Genomic DNA, 20,468 nt, shown 5'->3' on the forward strand with positions numbered 1-20,468 from the left:
TTGTCTAGTAAGTTGAAATCTTCTCCGCGCGCTTCTGGTTTCAGTCTGGTCGAGATCATGGTGGGCCTTGCCATCGGTATGCTGGCTGTCATTGTTATTTTGCAGGTGTTTGCCTTATCCGAAGGACGCAAGCGTACGACCACCACAGGTGGTGATGCGCAGAGCAACGGTGCGCTCATGATGTATCAGATGCAGCATGAGATAGGTCAGGCTGGCTATGGTGTGGCAGCTGTTAACTTAATGAATTGCAGTTTGCGTTGGCCTATCGCTTCTGGTGCGAATATCGCTACTGCAGTGCCGCTTGCCCCTGTGACGATTAATCCTGCTGCGACAATTATCCCGGTCGGAGATTTGAATACTGATCGCTTGCTGGTTGTCTATGGCAATCCGAACGGGCAGCCACAGGGCAACATCATTACTGCCCAGGCTTCCCCGGTATATACAGTGCAAATGCCGAGCTCGTTCACGCCAGGTGCCAATGGCGTTGGTGACAAAGTAATTGCTTCGCCTGCCGTGTGTGGCTCGCTGATCATAGATCGTGTGACTGCTGTATCGACGACCACTGTAACCGTGGCGACCGGTTCTGCAGGTGCTGCTTTATATAACCTGGGACCGAATCCCACGATACTGGCGTACGCAATACGTGGTGGCAACCTGACGGTGTGTGACTACATGCTGAACGATTGCGGGCTGGACGCCAATAAGGGCAATGCATCGATCTGGGTGCCGATCGCAAGCAACATCGTCAGCATGAAGGCGCAGTATGCTCGTGATACGAGTGGCACCATGGACGCCATTCCTGATGTATTTGATCAGACCCAGCCCAGTACCGGATGTGGCTGGGCGCGGATTTCTGCGATCCGGCTCGCCATCGTAGCGCGCAGCAGTCAGTATGAAAAAGAGTTGGTAACTACCACCACCGTCAATACAGGTAGTCCGGTGAATGCGCCTAGCTGGGCAGGTAACGACACCGATCCTATCGTCGCTAATGCCGGCTATCTGGGTCCTGATGCGGTAGCGGATGAGCCCTGGAAGCATTACCGATACAAGGTGTTCCAGACGATAGTGCCAATACGCAATGTGGCGTGGATGGGAGTGCCGATAGGATGCTAAGTCTATCTACATTCCATCTCGTACGGCATACCAGACAACGTGGTGTGGTGTTGATCATCGCGCTGATTGTATTGGTTGCGATGACTCTCGCGGGCCTCGCGTTGATGCGCTCAGTTGATACCACCAATCTTATCGCCGGCAATCTGGCATTCCAACAGGCGGCAACCCGTTCCGCAGATGCCGGGGTCGAAGCCGGGATTAACTTCCTGCAGACTGCCTCCAGCGTGACGCTGGAAACGGATAGCGCTGGTAATGGTTATGCGGCGAACGGCAGTTCCTCTGGATTGAATCCGGCTGCGGGTCAGTCCTGGGATGCATATTGGATGGCCAATCTCGAGAACCGCAAAATGACCTTAAACGAAGGTAAGCCGGACGAGGCTGCCAACGTTGTTTCGTATGTGATTGATCGCATGTGCAATAACGCGGGTGGCAAAACCACAGGGGCATCCTGTTCTGCGTCCCCCATCGTCACTACCGCAACCGGGAATAACGAGAGTGTGGAAGTTCAGTTGAATGCGCCATCGGTAGTGTACTACCGCATCACTGTGCGTGTAACAGGGCCCAAAAATACGGTCAGTTATGTGCAGGCCATGGTTTCCATGTAAGTGCCTGGTCGCGAACAGTTAAACCAAATCATTCTTCTTGCAGACGCAAGACGTGTTGCAAATTCAGGGGACTTCCATGAAAACTCATACAGTGTCCAAAGATATCGGCGTCGCGCTGATTGCTCTGGCTCTTTTCGTTCCCGCGCATGCGGCAGTAACGGATATTTCGACGACCCCGTTGAACACATATTCGGCTCCCACATCTACAGACGTAAAGCCGAATGTCTTCTTCATCCTGGATGATTCAGGAAGTATGGATTGGGATTTCATGCCTGATTGGGCATGTTCGTCTGTCTACTCAACGACTACCAGTTCATGTAGTAGCGCAGGGCAAGATCCTTCTTCCGCACGCATGGAGTATTGGTTCAAGAATGCCGCCTATAACGGTATGTATTACAACCCGGCGGTGCGTTACGTGCCGCCGATTGCAGTCGGGACCTCTGGTGCAATTAATACTACGACCTACTTGAGTCAAACCGGTGTGTCTGCAGCCACGGGAGGGAATGGTAGTGCTTCTGCCGCATCGCCAAATTGGGCTGCTGTTAAAAACGATGCTTTTGGTGTGCAAAGTACCGGTACTACAGACCTGCAGGGTAATACCACTACACCGCCCTATTTTTATACGATGGTAGCCGCAGAATATTGCACCTCGCCGAATTTGAGAACTTGTACTACTGCCAGTGCGCCAAGCACTACTTATCCGTTTCCTGCAACGGTGCGTTGGTGTACTGATAGTGGACTCGGGACCTGCCGGGCGACATTCGGCAATAACAACGCATGGGTCAGGGCGCCATCACCACCAAGTGCCACGATTACGGTTTCCGGTTCGTCGAATACCATCGTAAGCAGCATTATGGTCGGTACCGTGGAAATACTTTCCACTCCGACTGGGAGTTCAAATAACGCGAATACTGTTGCACAAGCGATAGTTAATAACATTAATCTGTGTACGCTCACCCGACCTACAGGCAGTAACTGCTCAGGGGTTGGTTATACCGCTACGCGATCCGGCGCGGTTGTGACGATACTTGCTCCATCCGCCACTACATCTACTCCTGTGGTTGCGCGAACTGGCATGACGATCAGTACTACTGCTTTCGCGGTTCCCAACACGAATATCCTGGGCGAAAACCGCCGTATCACTTTGACGCCCGGTATAAACAGTTATCCCTATCCTGGCAGCACCAGCAAAGCGACGGCACGTATTGATTGTGCAGGTACTACCTGTACTTACAACGAAGAAATGACAAATTACGCTAACTGGTGGACTTACTACCGGACGCGGATGCAGATGATGAAGACCGCTGCAAGTAATGCATTTTCTACGATAGATGCGGCGACCGATATTGCAAATAATGTGTCCCGTTTTCGATTGGGGTACATGAGCATCAATAACAATACCAACAGCGATTATCTGAACCTGGGTGAGTTTGCAGGTACGCAGAAATATAACTGGTATAACAAATTGATCAGCGCAAATCCAAACAGTGGTACTGCCTTGCGTTCGACGCTGGCGACTGCCGGTCGCTTGTACGCGGGTAAGTTAAACGACACTAGTTATCGTGGAAGCACGGTAACGGATCCGATGCAATATTCCTGTCAGCAAAACTATACGATCTTATCGACGGATGGTTTCTGGAACGGAGGAGCTGGATATAAACTGGATGGCTCTACGGCAGTGGGGAATCAGGACGTAGGATTGGGTGCGCCATATAGTGATGGCGGTACACCGCAGCTCCAGGCACAAACCAGTACCTTGCAACAACGCACAGGCGCTTTGCAACTCAAGTCGGGCAAAGGAAATTGGACCAATGCCACCACATGTCAAGCCAATAGTAATACACAATGTCGTTACAACTGGTCTGCCTGGACCAATGCATCAAGCTGTACTGTTAGTTACAGTACTGGGAGTGGAAGTTGGAGCATCAGTAACGGAACTGATTGTCAGTATGTAGATGGTTCATGGGCAACCGCGACCACGTGTACTCCGATTACCAAGTCAGTTGCGCCTACATATACGGTGGGGACGGCAAGAGCCTGCCGCACGGTATCCAGTAGTGGGGGAACGTCGGATACCCTGGCCGACGTCGCCGCGTATTACTACAACACGGATTTGCGTAACTCCGATGCTACCGGTGCCGACGCAACGGGCACTTGCACCGGCCCGATCATTGCTCCAAGTACCACGGCAAACAATCTGTGTGATAACAATGTCCCTGCGAATGGTCGGGATGTTGCGACCGCGCAGCACATGACTACTTTCACACTGGGCCTGGGTGCACAAGGACAGATGGTGTACGCGCCGAATGATGGCAAGGATTACTGGAACGATACCAGTGGCGATTTCTACGACGTTAAAAACGGTACCACTGCGAATCCTACTAACGGCGTCTGTTCATGGCAAAGCAGCGGTGCATGTACCTGGCCTATCCCGGCATCGAATTCGAACGCGAATATTGATGATTTGTGGCATGCAGCGATTAACGGGCATGGTGCATACTTCAGTGCTTCCGACCCGGCTTCCTTGTCGAGTAGCCTGATCAGTGCGCTGACTACGATCGTCAACACGCCTCGCCCTGGTACCGCGGCAGCTGCCGCGAGCAGTAACCCTAACGTCAGTGCTGCTGACAACTATGTTTTCAGTTCTTCATACAAATCAGTGGAGTGGTACGGCGAACTGATACGTCAGCAAATTACGCCTGAAGGTTCGTTGACGGCGCAGAACTGGTCGGCCATGCGCTTGCTCGACTGTGCGACCACTGTGTGGACAGCATCTACCAGCTATGTATTGGGTAGTGCTTTCCGCCAGGGCAATCGATGCTATACGGTGAATACTGCCTATGTCTCAGGCGCTACCTTCAATGCGTCGGGAATAGACGATGCCCATACCTCAGTCGTCAATGCTGATGAAACTGCTGCAACGAGACAACCAGTAGTTCCTTTGACCAGCAGAACCATCTACACCAAAGGTTCCAGCGGGTTGATTTCATTTGAATGGGCTAATTTGTCCAACGCGCAGAAAGCATTTTTTACCGCACCAGCGATCACCTATTCATCCGCGACTTCCGGCTTGTCGCAATTCTGTTCGCCAGCCGGTGGTGCTTGCTTAAGCACTACATTGCAAACGAATAATACGATAGCGACCGGTGGTGCGGCAGGTGAAGCATTGGTTAATTTCTTGCGTGGCGACCGAAGCTATGAAGGCAGTTATTTCCGTCAACGTACGCACATACTGGGCGATATCGTCTCTTCCGAGGCGCGCTATGTGCAAACACCTTTGTATAACTATCTGGATGCGAACTACACTGCGTTTAAAACAGATAAATCCACCCGCGCCGGTGCGGTTTACGTAGGTGCCAATGACGGTATGTTGCATGCGTTTGATGCGACGACAGGTCAGGAACTGTGGTCATATATCCCGAGCATGGTATTGCCGAACCTGTACAAACTGGCCGATAAGAATTATCCGACGGATTCGACTAAGCACCAGTTCTATGTCGATAACTCACCAGAAACGGGCGACATCTGCCCGACTGCTCCTACCACTGCATGTACGTCGGGGCAGTGGAAGACGATACTGGTAGGGGGCTTGAATCGTGGTGGCAAAGGGTACTTCGCACTCGATATCACCAATCCTAGTTCTCCATCATTGTTGTGGGAATTTACAGATCAAAACCTGGGTTACACCTATGGCAATCCAAGCATAGCCAAATTGAAGGATGGTACCTGGGTTGTTTTGCTCCCTTCCGGCTATAACAATACCGACGGAACTGTCAGTGCGGATGTCGGCAAAGGTCGTTTGTATGTATTGAATGCAGGTACGGGTGAGCTCATCAGAAGTATTGCGACGAGTGCTGGTAGTGCAACGACACCGAGTGGATTGTCACGTGTTACCGCGCATGTACTGCAATCATCAACCGACAGTACTGCTATCGCCGCATACGGTGGTGATGTGTTGGGTAATGTGTGGCGCTTCGATATAAATAATGACATCGGTGCGGTGGGGTATGACGCGCAGTTATTGGTCAGCCTGACAGATTCGACTGGTAGGGCGCAACCGCTGACGGCGAAGCCAGCAATAGCGACCTTGAGTGGTAAGCCAGTAGTCTATGTTGGTACGGGACGTTATTTGGGTACCACTGATGTCACTGATAGCAGCACACAATCTTTTTACGCAATCAAAGATAATCTTGATACGGTGACGCTCGGCAATCCTCGCACAGGCAGCAGCAATTTTGTGGCACAGACATTGACTAGTGGCGTTTGTCCTGAGGGTACGTCGTCCACGGTTTGTATTGCCCAGCAGGAGGTGCGTACCAGCACCAATAACGCGGTCGACTGGACGACTAAAAACGGCTGGTACCTGGACTTCCTGAGTGGCGGCGAGCGCTCAAGTACTGATCCTTCGCTGGCTTTGGGTACGCTATTGTTCACGACGATTACACCTCAAGCCTCGACGGTCAGTGCTTGCGGACCTACTACCGGTACTGCGGCCAGCTTTGTTTATGCGTTGAGTTATCTGACAGGTGGCCCTATTAGCACTGCAAATGGTGTGAGCGGGATCAGTCTGGGGTCCGGCCTGGTGACGCGTCCGGTCATGATCATGCAGGCAGATGGTACGGTCCGCGCCTTAATACGGACGTCGAGTGGTGCTTCGAGCGGTACTGATCTTGGGGGAACCAAAGTTACGGCGCCACCGATAGATCCATCCCCGACAAGCGGTACGCGTCGTGTTTCCTGGCGTGTCCTGAACGCACAGTGAGATGTGCGGGATGATGGCACTAACCATCATCCCGTCAAGATTCTTGTATGAAAATGCCCGTCTTTATCCGACAAAAAACCGCTACCGAGCGATTAGCGATGTTGTTGTCGCTCTTCGTCCATGGTGGTCTGGCAGTGGGTTTCGTTTACGCAGTACATGGTAGTGTAGGCGGAGCGACCTATGCGTCAGAATCGTCAGCGATGATAGTAGACTTGCTTAGCGTACAGAAGGAAACAAGGTCAGCAGGCAAATCCATGCAGACAGATGTCAATGTCGATAAAACTGACATTGCTAACCATCGTATTAGCACAGCCGATGTCGTGGAGAAATCCGTGGCCTCAAAGGATCAGGCCGATCTTTTGCCGCAAGCACGCGGGTCAGCGGATGCGGCTGCTTCCTCTCTTTTTAATCTCATCGCATTACCCAAGCCATATTATTTTCAGCCCACTGAGCTGACTGAGCAGCCTGCAGTGGTGGTCGATATCTCTCCCGACTTGGACGCACTCTTTGCAAGTGGATTGGCGCAGATGGCAGTGTTGGATTTGTTTATCAATGAGATTGGTGATATTGACGATGTGCTCATCGAAAACTCTTCTTTGTCCGAGTCTGCGCAGCAACTGATCAAAGACGCTTTCTCTAAAACCAAATTCAATCCCGGCAAAGTGGCGGGGATGCCGGTGAAAAGCCAACTCAAAATTGAAGTCGTGCTGGAAGGTCGCTCAGTCGAAAACATTGCGAAGAAAGCTGAATAAGTGAGGGGCCGTGAATATTACAAAACAAAAAAGGGCGCAATCTGCGCCCTTCATTTCATCCGGCCGATTTGTTCGGCCTGCCTTTAGCTTAAGGCGTTACAGCATCTGACGCATCCGGCAATCGTTTGATCGCATCGTGTTGATGGTCTTGCTGTTTGGTTTTGTATTTGATCACTTGTCGATCGAGCTTGTCGATCAGTGTATCAATGGCAGCGTATAAATTATCTGCAATGCTTTCTGCATGCAGGTCCTTGCCTCTCACACGCAAGTTAATTTCTGCCCTTTGGCGTTTTTCCTTCTCGGGGAGATTGTCTACAGTCAGGATGACTGCAATATCGATAACGTGATCAAAATGTCGTTTGATGCGCTCCAATTTACCTTGTACATATTCGCGGATGGCGGGGGTCAATTCGAGGTGATGTCCACTGATTGTGAGATTCATACAGTGCTCCTATGAAGGTCACTGGAGGTTATGCGCGGTCTTGTGAAGTGACTACGCCGAACACAGCAACGTATAACTACAACAAAAACTACAAAGGACGATATCTACAACGACTTGCGCAGATTGACCGGTGGGATTTTCAGGGCTTCGCGATATTTTGCTACGGTCCGTCTCGCTACCACCATGCCTTGTTCTGCCAGCATGTCGGCAATCTTGCTATCAGAGAATGGAATTTTCGGGTCTTCAGCTCCTATCAATTGTTTGATCAGTGCCCGTATCGCTGTCGATGATGCTTCACCACCGGCTTCTGTTGCGACATGGCTGCCGAAAAAGTATTTCAATTCGAACATCCCGTGGGGAGTCAGCATGTACTTCTGGGTGGTTACACGTGAAATAGTGCTCTCGTGTAGTCCCAGTGTATCAGCTATTTCACGTAAAACAAGCGGTCTCATTGCGACTGCGCCGTGCGAAAAGAAGTTCCTCTGACGTTCGACAATTGCCTCGGCGACACGCAGTATGGTGTCAAAGCGTTGGCGCATATTTTTGATCAGCCATTTCGCTTCTTGCAACTGGGAACCAAGCGATGCCTCGCCCTTGCTTTGCTTCAAGATGTTGGCATACATGCTATTAACGCGCAGCCGTGGCATCACGTCGTGGTTCAGCATGACTTGCCAGCCGCTGCGGGTACGCTTGACGATGACGTCAGGTACTACATAGTCGGAAGCATCAGTTGCAAAAATGGAACCAGGATGTGGATTGCATTGCTTGATGATGGCTTGTGCTTCGCGCAAGTCTTCGTCGTCGCAATCCAGTGCCTTGCGTAATTTATTGAAATCGCGCTGCGCAAACAGCGGCAGATGGTTTTCCACGATGGCCAGTGCCATGCGGCGGGTCACCATTGCGACCTTGGGCATACGCCTGATTTGCAGTGCCAGGCACTCGGCAGCGTCACGCGCACCTACACCCGGTGGATCGAAGCTCTGCAGCATCTTGAGAGAGATCTGCAACTCTTCCAGTTCGATTTCCAGTTCTTCCGGCAAGCGTGCATGGATTTCTTCCAGCTCTTCTTCCAGATAGCCGTTGTCATTCAGTGCATCGATGATGAGTTCGAGCAGGGCGCGGTCGCGGTGTTCGCGTACGGTGACGCGCATTTGTTCCAGCAGATGTTCGCGTAGCGTGGTTTCATGCGCTTCCAGTTGCGGTCGGCCATCATCGTCTTCCGGCGCCTTGGAGGTGCGTGCGACGTCGTCGAAACTCCAATCGCTGTCGCCACTCGAGGCTTCCGGTAAATCGGGGCCTTCTGAGCCGCCTTCACTATCCGGCGTCTGGGCATTCGCTTCGACGCTGGCGCCCTCCGGTGCAGTACCGCTGGCACCCATCGCACCATCTGCCAGCAGGCGTACCGCGTGATCCAGCGGATCATCGGTACGTTCCAGCATCGGATTGTCGGCGAGTATTTGTTCCAGTTCCTGGTGCAATTCAAGAGTCGATAACTGCAGCAAACGGATGGACTGCTGCAGTTGTGGCGTAAGCGCCAGATGTTGGGAGACTCGTAGTTGCAGGGATTGCTTCATAGATGTTTTTTCTTCCGCTTACATGCGGAAGTGTTCACCTAAGTAGACGCGGCGTACCGATTCGTTGGCGATGATGTCATCCGGTCGTCCGCTGGCCAGGACCGCACCCTGGTTGATGATGTAAGCGCGATCACAGATGCCGAGTGTTTCGCGCACATTGTGATCGGTGATCAGGACGCCGATGCCGCGCTCTTTCAGGAAGCGCACAATGCGCTGGATTTCAATCACCGCGATAGGATCGACACCTGCAAATGGTTCGTCCAGCAGCACGAAGCGCGGATTGGTGGCCAGTGCACGGGCGATTTCCACACGGCGGCGTTCGCCACCGGACAAGGACATGGCTTGGTTCTCGCGCAGTTTTTCGATTTGCAGGTCGGCCAGCAGCGTATCCAGGCGCTGTTCGAGTAGCGCACCATTGAGTGGCTTGCCATCGACGCGCTGCAGTTCAAGGACGGCGCGGATATTGTCTTCTACACTCAGTTTGCGGAAGACCGATGCTTCCTGCGGCAGGTAAGACAAGCCCAGTTGTGCCCGCTTGTGGATAGGCTGGCGTGAGATGTCGACGCCATCCAGTTCGATGCGTCCGGCGTCGGACGGTACCAGACCCACGATCATGTAGAAGGAGGTCGTTTTGCCCGCGCCGTTAGGGCCGAGCAAACCGATGACTTCGCCGCTTTCGACTTGCAGCGCAACATCGCGTACTACCTGGCGCGCGCCGTAGCTTTTTTGTAATCCGTTGACGATCAACTTGCTGGACATCTTATTTTGCCTTTGTATCTGCGGCACGCGGTTGGATCACGGCCTTGATGCGGCCGCCGCCTTGTTTGCTGTCGCCGCTTGAGGTGTTGTGTACGGTAAAGAATTCAGCGCGTGTATCGTAGGAGATGAATTCACCTTCAACTTCATCGGTAGGCTTGCCGTTTTCCAGGCGACGCATGCGTGCCTTGGTGTACAACTTCATGATTTCAGCCTTGTCATCGTATTCAATGCGTTCGGCCTGACCTTCTATCCATTGGTCGGGGCCGCCATCACGTTTTTGCTTGAAGTTCGCCAGTGCATCGGACGAGCCGTACAGAGTGATGAACTGATAGCCTGCAGGATCCTGCTTGACCACCATTTTGTTGGCTTTCATCAGGATGGTGCCACGTGTTAACACGACATTGCCGGTGAAGGTGTTGATCTGCTTGAGGTCGTCGTATTCCATTTTATTGGCTTCGACATTGGTGGGCTTGGTCGCGTCCGCTTTTTCGGCGTAGGAGACCAAGGCAGTGCCCAGGCCGCAGAGAACCAGAAGTACGGAGAAGAAACGTTTCATGAAAGTTCTCTAAATGATTGCGTCAGATAAAAATCGTCTATGCGCTTAGCGCGGATGTGCTGCCTGGTACACCGCATGGACGTTGCTGGATAAATTGAATTCGCCGGTTGCATTGTTGGCGAACATACCGCTGCCGTTCAGTGTCGACAGGCCTACCTTGATGTCGACGTGTTTCGGCGTTTTCATGATCTCATCATCCGGCAATATCAGCAGGTATGAAGTCTTGAGTTGGAAGTGCTGTGAGCCCGCTGCAGGTGGTCGGTCTATCACGACGTTGTCATACATATGCACTTCGGTATTGTTGTTTTCAACCAGTGCGCGTTCGGAGCGACTCACCATAGGTTCACGGCCCTTGCTGAAGCTGTACATCACCGGCTTCTGGATTTGATAGGAATTATCCAGCGGGTAGTGCTTCATCTCGGTACCGGTCAGGTTGTAGCGTGGAACGCCATCCTTGCCCATGCGTACGAAATTGAATTTTTCTGCATAGAAGTCCGGATCGCTGCGCTGCTTGGTCGGCAAGGTTTCATCGGTCTGGCGGCGCATGACTTCGACCAGCCAGAAGCTGCCCAGTGCCAGCGCTGCGCTGAAGGCGATCAGCAAAACGATGCGGATCGTATTGGCAGGGCGCAGGGCTTTCATGCGAGATACGGCGCGAGCGCCGCCTCATAGTTGCCTTGCGCGCGCAAGATGAAATCACATAACTCACGCGCCGCACCACGGCCGCCGCTGGCTTGGGTGACGTAGTGCACACGCGTACGTACTTCCGGGTGGGCATTCGGTACGCTGGCGGCGAAGCCGACGCGCAATAAAATTGGTAAATCGATGACGTCATCGCCGACAAAGCCACAGGTATCGGCGGTGGTATTGGTTTGTGCCAGCAGTTGTTCAAACGCGCTGCGCTTGTCATGTATGCCCTGGAATACATGGTGTATGCCGAGGTCGGTGGCGCGACGTAATACGATAGGTGACTGACGCGCGCTGATGATGGCCGTCGAGACGCCGGATTGCTGCAATAACTTGATGCCGTGGCCGTCGAGTACATTGAAGGTTTTGCTGACTTCGCCTTCCGGGCCGAAGTGCAGGCTGCCGTCGGTCAGCACGCCGTCGACGTCAAAAATCATCAGTCGCACACGGGATGCGCGCTCGATGGCGACGGTATCGTTGGCTGCGCTCATCAGATTACTTTCGCGCGGGTCAGGTCGTGGATGTGCAATGCGCCGACCAGCTTGCCGTTGCTATCAGTAACCAGCAATTGGTTGATGCGGAAGGTTTCCATCATGTCGACCGCATCGACTGCCAGTTGATCCGGGTGCACGCTGCGTGGATGCGCATGCATGACTTCGGCGATCGACAATTTGGAGAAATCCTGTTGGGTTTCGATCAGGCGACGCAAGTCGCCATCGGTAAAGACGCCGATGGCATGACCGTTGGCATCGACCACAGCTGTCATGGCCATGCCTTTTTTGCTGCTTTCCAGTAGTGCCGCATATAGTGTTGCGTCTTTCGCTACAGTCGGTATCGCATCGCCGGTACGCATGACGTCGCGTACATGTGTCAACAAGCGACGACCCAAGGCGCCGCCCGGATGCGAGCGTGCAAAATCTTCTTCACCAAAGCCACGTGCGTCCAGCAGCGCGACCGCAAGCGCATCGCCGAGGGCGAGGGTAGCGGTGGTGCTGGCGGTCGGGGCCAGGTTAAGCGGACAGGCCTCCTTGTCGATATGGACGTTCAGATGAACGTCAGCCTGTACCGCCAGGTTGGACGCATCGTTGCCGGTGATGGTGATCAGGCGTGCGCCCATGCGCTTGATGGTGGGGATGATGCCCAGCAACTCGCCGGCTTCACCCGAATACGAAATGGCGATCAGGACATCGTCAGCCGTGATCATGCCGAGGTCGCCATGCGAGGCTTCGGCCGCGTGCACGAAAAAGGCGGGTGTGCCGGTCGAGGCCAGCGTCGACGCGATCTTGCGTGCGATATGGCCGGATTTGCCGATGCCGGAAACCACTACCCGGCCTTTGCAGTTCAGCAGTAGTGTGACTGCCTGGATGAACTGTCCGCTGGTCTCGTGGGTGATGCGTTCTTTCAGTGCGAGGATGGCGTCGGCTTCGATTTGCAGGGTGTCGCAAGCAAATTGCAAGGCGCGCGCAGTGCTTTGGGCATCAAAAGTTGCCGGTGGGTTGGGGGCATGGGATACACTCATGCTCGAAAGTATAAACGAATTCCTAAAGCAAAAAACCTGCCAGACGTAACAAAAATGTGGTTTGATAGTTCTGTTCCTATCAGTTACCAAACCAGCACCTTACTTCAGTCGCGGCCCCACTATGCTTTCCCCATTAGAACTCACGCTCCTCCTGCTAGCGGCTGCGGTATTGGGCGTGGTCGCCTTCCGCATGATGCATTTGCCGCCTATGCTGGGTTACCTGGTGGTTGGCATATTAATAGGGCCGCATACCCTGGGTTGGGCTGAGGACAACGCCACCACGCATGCGCTGGGCGAGTTTGGCGTGGTCTTCCTGATGTTTTCGATAGGGCTGGAGTTTTCCCTTTCCAGATTGCTTGCCATGCGGCGTACCGTATTCGGCCTCGGTATGGCGCAGGTGATGCTGACCATGGGCGCGACCATGGTGTTTGGCTGGCTGGTCGCACACCTGTCAACACGGCTGAGTGCGATCAGCTGGCAGGCAGCGCTGGCGATAGGTGGCGCGCTGGCGATGTCGTCTACCGCGATAGTTTCCAAGCTGTTGACAGAGCGGGTCGAGCTGGAAAGCCAGCATGGACGCCGCATTATCGGCATTTTGCTGTTCCAGGATCTGGCGGTCGTGCCTTTGCTGATCCTGATCCCGGCACTGGCTAATCCACGCGGCGACCTCGGCACTACGCTGTTGTGGGCGATGCTGAAAGCGGTCATCGTCCTGTTCCTCTTGTTGTTTATTGGCCATAAGCTCATCCGTAGCTGGTTCCGCATCGTCGTCAAACGGCGTTCGCAGGAATTGTTCATGCTGAATCTCTTGCTGATTACGCTGGGTGCGGCCTGGATTACCGAAATGGCGGGTTTGTCGCTGGCTTTGGGCGCCTTTGTCGCCGGTATGCTGATTTCCGAGACTGAATACAAGCATCAGGTGGAAGAAGACATTAAATCCTTCCGTGATGTGCTGCTGGGCTTGTTCTTTATCACCATAGGCATGTTGCTGAATGTGCGCCTGGTGATTGAGCACTGGTGGCTGGTCTTGCTGCTGCTAAGCGGCGTGGTGTTGCTGAAGTTTGGTTTGATTGCGCTTCTGGCAAGATTTTTCGGTGCGCCGGTAGGCGTGGCCTTGCGTACCGGTCTGGCGCTGGCGCAGGCCGGCGAGTTTGGTTTTGTCTTGCTGAATCAGGTCGGTGGCCTGAACCTGGTGGAGCCCCTGATCCTGCAACTGATACTGGCGTCCATGGTGCTGTCCATGCTGGCCGCGCCGCTCATCATCGCGAATGCCGATGCCATCGTGCTGAAATTGTCCGCCAATGAATGGATGGTGCAATCGCTGGCCTTGACGCAAATCGCTACGCGTACGATGGCGACTCAGCAACACGTGATTATCGCGGGCTTCGGGCGCAGCGGCCAAAGCCTGGCCAAGTTGCTGGAAGCCGAAGGCATTACTTATCAGGCGCTGGATCTGGATCCGGATCGGGTGAACGAGGCGCAGGCGGCGGGGGCGTTGGTGTCCTACGGTGATGCCGGGCGACGCGAAAGTCTGGTCGCGGTCGGTATCAATCGGGCGGCGGCGCTGGTGATTACGTATGCGAGTACGCCATCGGCTTTGAAGGTTTTGCATCATATGCATGATCTGGCGCCGAATTTGCCGGTCATTGTGCGCAGCCATGACGATAGCGACCTCGATAAATTACGCGCGGCCGGGGCGACGGAAGTGGTGCCGGAAGCGATGGAGGGCAGCCTGATGCTGGCTTCGCATGCGATGCTGACGCTGGGCGTGCCTTTGCGCCGCGTTGTGCATAGGGTGCAGGCAGCGCGCAGCGAGCGCTATGCGACCTTGCGTGGCTTCTTCCATGGCAGCAGCGACGTATCGGATGCTTCTGATAGTGTGCAGGTGCGTTTGCATTCGGTGCCCTTGGGTGAAAGCTGCAAAGCTGTGGGCAAAACGCTGGCGGAGGCAGGGCTTGAGGAGCTGGGCGTGGAAGTCACAGTAGTGAGGCGTGGCAAGGAGCGCCTGACGGTAACGCCAGAGATGACGCTGATGGCGGGCGATACTATCGTCTTGCGCGGTGGCCCTGAGGAACTTGCACGTGCCGAAACCCGTCTTCTGAAATCCTGATGCATGGCGTTTGTGGTTGACGGTATCCATACGAAGACGGAAAATTGCCAACCCGCAAGGAGTAAAGCCTGTAAGGCTGCTGCGGGCAGGTCTGTAGCCTCTTGCGACCGGTTTCCCTCAAAATTAAGTACTTTTCTTGTCTCCAGGTGGTGATTTGAGCATTTCCCCCGGCAGTTACACTGATGCGTCCCATGAATTGCCCGCGAGCGCGGGCGGTTCTGCCGCTGTTGCTTCTGCCACGTTATCGCCTTTGTATGTCGACCTCGACGGGACGCTGACTTATACCGATCTCTTGTTTGAGTCGGTCCTGCTGTTGATCAAGCGTAATCCTTTATATCTCTTCCTGTGTGTGCTGTGGCTGATGCAGGGGCGTGGCTACCTGAAAGCACAAATCGCCCGACGCATACGGCTGGATGTCGCACTGCTGCCGTACAACGAGGAACTCCTGGCTTATCTGCGCCAGCAGCATGTGGCTGGCCGTCGCCTGATTCTGGCGAGTGCATCCGATCGTCATCTGGTGCAGATGGTCGCCGATCACCTGGGTATCTTTTCTGCCGTCATGGGCAGCGATGTCGCCACCAATCTGAAGTCGGCAGCGAAACTGGCAGCGATAGAAAATGACGCCGGTGCTGCTGGCTTTGCTTATGCCGGTAACAGTTCGGCCGATATTGCCGTGTGGTCGCGTGCCGCTGAAGTGATCGTCGTCAATGCGGCACCTTCCATCGTGAAGCAAGCGCAACAGCTGAAAACGCCGACGCTCATCATTCCGCCGCGCCCGTTCAGGTTGCGTCTGGTGCTCAAGGCCTTGCGCCTGCACCAGTGGGCCAAGAACGCTTTGTTGTTTGTCCCTTTGCTGGCGGCGCATGAGTTGACCGCAGCACCCTGGTTGTCGACCTTGCTGGCTTTTGTTGCCTTCGGCATGTGTGCTTCAGCTACGTATGTCGTGAACGATCTGTTTGACCTCGCGTCGGATCGGGCGCATCCGCGCAAGCGGGCGCGTCCTTTTGCTGCGGCGACATTGACCATCCCGTTTGGGATTGCACTGATAGCGGTATTGCTACCGCTATCGCTGTGGCTGGCTGCAGTGATTTCACCGGTCTACCTCGGCCTGATGCTGTTGTATATCGTGGTGACCTTGCTGTATTCGGCGCGTCTGAAACAAGTTGCGATCGTCGATGTGCTGGTATTGGCTTCTTTATATACACACCGGATTCTGGCGGGCGGCGTGGTTAGCGACGTATTGATTTCCAACTGGTTGCTGGCGGTATCGCTTTTCATGTTCCTGAGTCTGGCGCTGGTCAAACGCTGCGCCGAACTCGAATTCATGAGTGGTGACGGTAACGTCGCATTGGCCGGGCGCGGTTATCGCACCAGCGATTTGTCGTATTTGATTTCGATGGGCATTGCCAGTGGTTTTGTCGCGGTGATGTTGCTGGCGCTGTATATAGACAGCCAGGTGGGCGGCGAGATGTATCCGCATGCAGAGTGGCTGTGGTTGATACTGCCGGTTGTACTATTCTGGATCATGCGTTTGTGGCTGAAGATTTCTCGCATGGAAATTCATGACGACCCACTCCTGTTTGCGATCACGGATCGCACCAGCTGGGTGGTGGCGATAGTAATTGGTGGCATTGCGGTAGCCGCTTCCTGGCCGGGGGCAGCATGAGTCAGGTAGCGGCTTTGGGCCTGGCTTTTTTTTGTGTCTGCCTGACGGCGCTGGCGCAGGTTTTGTTGAAGATGGGCATGTCTGCTCCTGCGATCCAGCAAGCGATGGCTGCCGATATGCGTTCCGTCTTTTGGCTGGCATTGAGCAGCCCCCTGATCTGGGGCGGCATGTTTTGTTTCGGTGCAAGTGCCGGTTTGTGGTTGCTGGTGCTGGGCAAGCTGGAAGTCAGCATGGCTTATCCATTGATCTCGCTGGGCGTGGTGCTGACCACCATGGCCGGGATTTTCATCCTGGGTGAGTCCGTCAGTATTTATAAGGTGCTGGGTGTGGCCTTGATCATTACAGGTGTCGTTATCCTGTCGGTAAAGAGTTAAGAATTAAGGAAGAGTAATGAATTTGAATTCGACGCGTTCGCTGTACGCTGGCGCAGACCCGGTACGCGCGCGACAGGTTTTCAAGTGGACGTTTGGTATTACGCTGCTGATCAAGTTGTGGCTGGCAGCGTATTTCCCTATGACCGGCGACGAAGCCTTCTTTTACCAATGGGGTGTATTCCCGGATTGGGGTTACTCCGATCATCCGCCTATGGTCGGCTGGTTGTTGTTTATCCTGAATAGTTTCTCCAGTCATCCGTTGTCGCTGCGTTTCTTTACCGTGCTGCTGTGGAGCATGATCGCGCTTGGCCTGGTTGACTTGTTGCGCCGTATTTCACCGTTCCAGGAAGGGGTTGCCTACTGGCTGGGAACCTTGTTCCTGGTACTGCCGTTTTCGCTGTTGCTGAATCTGGTGACGACCGATACGCCACTGATTTTCTTTATCTTCCTGTCGGGCTACTGCTTCATACGCGGCACTATGTCGGAGAAGATTCTGTGGTACGTCGGTGCTGGTATCTTCCTCGGCTGCGCACTGCTGTCGAAATACTTTGCCGGTTTGCTCGCCATCGCTTATTTCGTTTACCTGTGCCGCTCACGTCGTGGCTGGCTGAACCTGATCGTCATCGCTTTGTGCTCGGCACCGCTGTTCGCCATCACCATCGCTTTCAATGCAAATCATTGCTGGTCGAATGTGATGTTCAATATGATCAACCGTAATGAGAACACATCATTGTCGCTGTACACGGTTGGTGAATATGTGTTGATGATGATTTACCTGATCACACCATGGGTCTTCATCAAGCTGCTGCGTTCCGCCAATATGATGGCGCAGCGTGGCGCTATCGTCGTCCTGTTCCTGGTGCCGTTTGCCTTGTTCCTCTTGCTGTCGATGGAAAAGACCATCGGTTTGCACTGGGTGCTGGGCTTTATGCCTTTCCTGTTCTTGTTCATCGGAACCAGCAGCAGTGCTGAAGATTTGCGTAAGTACACCAAATGGACTGCCTGGTTCGCGGTGCCGCATTTCCTGTTCCTGGCGGCACTCATCCTGTTGCCGAGCACGATGTGGAAAGATTACGCATTGCATGACGACATCGTTTTCCACAAGGAAGCGAAGACCATAGTCGCCAATTTACGCAAGGATTTGCCACAAGGTGCAGCCATCATGGCGCGTGCTTATACGCCTGCAGCCTTGTTGTCTTACCACGCAGATGAATATTTGCCGACCTTCGGACAGGGTAAATTCCATGCGCGTCAGGATGATTTGCTGGTCGATTTCAAAACATACGCAGGCAAGACCATACGTATCTTTGATCGCCGCGCGATTAATCCGGCTGAGCTGGAACCTTACTTCGCGACAGTCACTGTGCATACCATGCAGGTCGATGGTATGACCTTCTGGTATGCAGACGGTACAGATTTCAAATACGATGTTTATCGTGAACGTATCCTGAAGACTGTGGCCGATATGTATTACCGGATTCCGTCATTCCTGCCGGTGTATGGTTGCGGCTTCCTGGAACGTTACGATATACCGCGGCCACATTAAAGTCTGAGCGGTGCCCGTAGTTGCTGAAGCAGTTTTCATTGGATACAAGGAAAGGCTGGCGACTATGAAGAAAAAGACCCTCGCTCTGCTGACCGCCACCGCATTACTGGGTGGCTTGATCGGATGTGCACCGCTGACGGTGATTAATGCGCTGACCAGCTCGCGCAGCTATGTCAAGACGGCTGATATTGCTTTTGGTACGGATGCGCGGCAACGACTCGATGTCTATGTGCCGCGTGACCTGCAGGGCTCGGCTGCAGTTGTCGTGTTTTTCTATGGTGGCAGCTGGAATAGCGGTAATCGCGCCGATTATGCGTTTGTCGGTGAAGCCCTGGCTGCACGCGGCATCATCGCGGTGGTGGCGGATTACCGTCTGTATCCGCAAGTACGTTATCCCGATTTCGTTGATGATGCAGCGCTGGCACTGGCCTGGACAGTGAAGGATATCCAGCGCTTTGGCGGTGATCCCAAGCGCCTGTTCGTGATGGGGCATAGTGCCGGTGCCTATAACGCGGCGATGGTGGCACTGGACCCGCGCTGGCTGGGCAAGCAGGGACTGACGCCGGCGATATTGCGCGGCTGGATAGGATTGGCCGGGCCGTACGACTTTATCCCGATCGAGAATCCGGATGTGAAGCCGGTTTTCTTCTTTCCCGATACGCCGCCGGAATCGCAGCCTATCAATCATGTTACGCGGGCCGCACCGCCCGCCCTGCTGATTGCCTCGCATGACGATAAAATCGTGAATCCGCTACGCAATACCGCTGGCCTGGCGAAGCAACTGCGCAGTTCCGGGGTGGAGGTGACGGAGCTGTATTTTGATCGTACCAGCCATGCCAGCCTGATCGCGACCATGTCATGGCCGCTGCGCGGTTTGGCGCCGGTACTGGATAATGTGGAGCGTTTCGTGAAGTCTGACGCTGCACGTGAAAATTATGCAAGTCAGCAAAAATAGAATTTGCAGTAAGCTAGGCATTATCTTGCCGGAATGGGCGTCATCCATTCCGGCATTTTTCATGTCGCTCAAGACGGTTGGTAAAAATGGAAATATTTGAACGCATACTCGGCATTATCCTGCCGGTCTTTATCATCATCGCACTCGGCTATGGCTATGCCCGGCTACGCGGTGAGTCCGTGCGTTCTGATATGACAGCAGTTAACCGGGTCAGCATGGACGTGCTGTGTCCGTTACTGGTGTTTACTGCACTCGCGGCCAAGGATTTCGACCTCGCGCACAATGGCACGCTGATCCTGGCGGGTGCGTTGATTTCACTGGGCTCGGGTTTGCTGGCATGGCCGGTGGCGCGTATGTTTGGTTACGATGTGCGCAGCTTCGTGCCGCCTATGATGTACAACAACTGCGGCAATATGGGTTTGCCGCTGGCGATGCTGGCCTTTGGTGCGTCGGCACTCGGTTCAGCGGTTGCCTTGTTCATGGCTTGCAACCTGGTCTATTTTTCCGTCGGTATCAAGATCATAGAAAGTGGCCGCAAGGGCCATGACGGTGTGCACGTCTCACCGTGGAAATTCCTCGCCAATCCGATGATGATTTCGATGATTATCGGGATGGCTTTCGCGATTGTGCACGTACCTTTGCCAGCACCGCTGTTCATGGCGATGAAGATGCTGGGTGATGCCTGTATTCCTTTGATGTTGTTTGCATTGGGTGTGCGCATGATGGATGTCAGCCTCAAGAGCTGGCATATCGGCCTGGTTGGTGCCGCAGTGTGTCCGATAGCGGGTCTGATCATTGCGTGGTTGCTGGATCATGTCTTCAGCCTTAATCCTGAACAACGTGGCCAGATGTTCCTGTTCGCTTCCTTGCCGCCGGCAGTGTTTTGCTTCATGGTGGCTGAGCAGTACAAACAGGAGCCGGACAAGGTGGCTTCCATCGTCCTGCTAGGTAATGTGGCGGCGCTGGTATTTGTACCTATAGGCTTGTGGATGGGCTTACCCAACTAAACTGGTGAGACGTAAAAAAGGGCGAACCGTGGTTCGCCCTT

17 protein-coding genes are annotated in these 20,468 nt (G+C 53.9%); 10 read left to right on the forward strand and 7 right to left on the reverse strand.

From position 1 onward, the window contains the following. The 4 genes from IXC47_RS11535 (at position 1) to IXC47_RS11550 (ending at position 7,232) form a co-directional block, all read left to right on the forward strand. Positions 1-1,113: a PilW family protein gene (locus IXC47_RS11535; protein ID WP_195875706.1), complete on the forward strand. Its 1,113-nt coding sequence runs from the start codon at positions 1-3 to the stop codon at positions 1,111-1,113. Next, positions 1,107-1,718, forward strand: coding sequence for a pilus assembly PilX family protein (locus tag IXC47_RS11540; protein WP_195875707.1), 612 nt, complete (start codon positions 1,107-1,109; stop codon positions 1,716-1,718). The genes IXC47_RS11535 and IXC47_RS11540 overlap by 7 nt, the downstream gene beginning before the upstream one ends. Positions 1,719-1,794: 76 nt before the next feature. Continuing rightward, positions 1,795-6,480, forward strand: a complete 4,686-nt coding sequence (locus IXC47_RS11545) for a pilus assembly protein (RefSeq protein WP_195875708.1) — start codon at positions 1,795-1,797, stop codon at positions 6,478-6,480. A 47-nt stretch (positions 6,481-6,527) separates the two neighbouring features. After that, positions 6,528-7,232 carry a hypothetical protein gene (locus IXC47_RS11550; protein ID WP_195875709.1) on the forward strand — a complete coding sequence of 235 codons (705 nt, stop codon included), beginning with the start codon at positions 6,528-6,530 and terminating at the stop codon, positions 7,230-7,232. Between the two features lie 88 nt (positions 7,233-7,320). Here the strand turns inward: IXC47_RS11550 and hpf are convergent, their stop codons facing one another. The 7 genes from hpf to IXC47_RS11585 all read right to left on the reverse strand — a co-directional run bounded on the left by hpf (position 7,321) and on the right by IXC47_RS11585 (position 12,769). Further along, on the reverse strand, positions 7,321-7,674 hold the full coding sequence (hpf, locus tag IXC47_RS11555; protein WP_012081196.1) for a ribosome hibernation-promoting factor, HPF/YfiA family: 354 nt from the start codon (positions 7,672-7,674) through the stop codon (positions 7,321-7,323). Positions 7,675-7,778: 104 nt separating this feature from the next. Then, positions 7,779-9,248, reverse strand: coding sequence for an RNA polymerase factor sigma-54 (locus IXC47_RS11560; protein WP_195875710.1), 1,470 nt, complete (start codon positions 9,246-9,248; stop codon positions 7,779-7,781). Positions 9,249-9,266: 18 nt separating this feature from the next. Continuing rightward, complete coding sequence (lptB, locus tag IXC47_RS11565; RefSeq protein WP_175624686.1) at positions 9,267-10,007, reverse strand: LPS export ABC transporter ATP-binding protein; 741 nt, start codon at positions 10,005-10,007, stop codon at positions 9,267-9,269. 1 nt (position 10,008) lies between these two features. Continuing rightward, on the reverse strand, positions 10,009-10,563 hold the full coding sequence (gene lptA / locus IXC47_RS11570) for a lipopolysaccharide transport periplasmic protein LptA (protein ID WP_175624687.1): 555 nt from the start codon (positions 10,561-10,563) through the stop codon (positions 10,009-10,011). 45 nt (positions 10,564-10,608) lie between these two features. Further along, positions 10,609-11,205 (reverse strand): LPS export ABC transporter periplasmic protein LptC, encoded by a 597-nt coding sequence (gene lptC, locus IXC47_RS11575; protein WP_195875711.1) that lies wholly within the window; start codon positions 11,203-11,205, stop codon positions 10,609-10,611. Continuing rightward, entirely contained in the window at positions 11,202-11,741 is a 540-nt protein-coding gene (locus tag IXC47_RS11580) for a KdsC family phosphatase (protein ID WP_195875712.1), read from the reverse strand. Before IXC47_RS11580 ends, lptC begins: the two co-directional genes overlap by 4 nt. Continuing rightward, on the reverse strand, positions 11,741-12,769 hold the full coding sequence (locus IXC47_RS11585; protein WP_195875713.1) for a KpsF/GutQ family sugar-phosphate isomerase: 1,029 nt from the start codon (positions 12,767-12,769) through the stop codon (positions 11,741-11,743). Before IXC47_RS11585 ends, IXC47_RS11580 begins: the two co-directional genes overlap by 1 nt. A 121-nt stretch (positions 12,770-12,890) precedes the next feature. Between IXC47_RS11585 and IXC47_RS11590 the strand changes: the two genes are divergently transcribed. The 6 genes from IXC47_RS11590 to IXC47_RS11615 all read left to right on the forward strand — a co-directional run bounded on the left by IXC47_RS11590 (position 12,891) and on the right by IXC47_RS11615 (position 20,427). Further along, positions 12,891-14,879, forward strand: coding sequence for a monovalent cation:proton antiporter family protein (locus tag IXC47_RS11590; protein ID WP_195875714.1), 1,989 nt, complete (start codon positions 12,891-12,893; stop codon positions 14,877-14,879). Positions 14,880-15,033: 154 nt separating this feature from the next. Then, a complete protein-coding gene (locus IXC47_RS11595; protein ID WP_230089517.1) occupies positions 15,034-16,545 on the forward strand; it encodes a UbiA family prenyltransferase in 1,512 nt (503 codons plus the stop codon). After that, complete coding sequence (locus tag IXC47_RS11600; protein WP_230089518.1) at positions 16,542-16,919, forward strand: DMT family transporter; 378 nt, start codon at positions 16,542-16,544, stop codon at positions 16,917-16,919. Before IXC47_RS11595 ends, IXC47_RS11600 begins: the two co-directional genes overlap by 4 nt. A 16-nt stretch (positions 16,920-16,935) precedes the next feature. Further along, positions 16,936-18,465, forward strand: a complete 1,530-nt coding sequence (locus tag IXC47_RS11605) for an ArnT family glycosyltransferase (RefSeq protein WP_195875716.1) — start codon at positions 16,936-16,938, stop codon at positions 18,463-18,465. A 64-nt stretch (positions 18,466-18,529) separates the two neighbouring features. Then, on the forward strand, positions 18,530-19,420 hold the full coding sequence (locus IXC47_RS11610) for an alpha/beta hydrolase (RefSeq protein WP_195875717.1): 891 nt from the start codon (positions 18,530-18,532) through the stop codon (positions 19,418-19,420). Between the two features lie 86 nt (positions 19,421-19,506). Continuing rightward, positions 19,507-20,427 carry an AEC family transporter gene (locus tag IXC47_RS11615; protein WP_175624695.1) on the forward strand — a complete coding sequence of 307 codons (921 nt, stop codon included), beginning with the start codon at positions 19,507-19,509 and terminating at the stop codon, positions 20,425-20,427. Positions 20,428-20,468: the final 41 nt, after the last annotated feature.

Origin of the sequence: Herminiimonas contaminans (genome assembly GCF_015645465.1) — a bacterium.
GTDB lineage: Bacteria > Pseudomonadota > Gammaproteobacteria > Burkholderiales > Burkholderiaceae_D > Oxalicibacterium > Oxalicibacterium contaminans.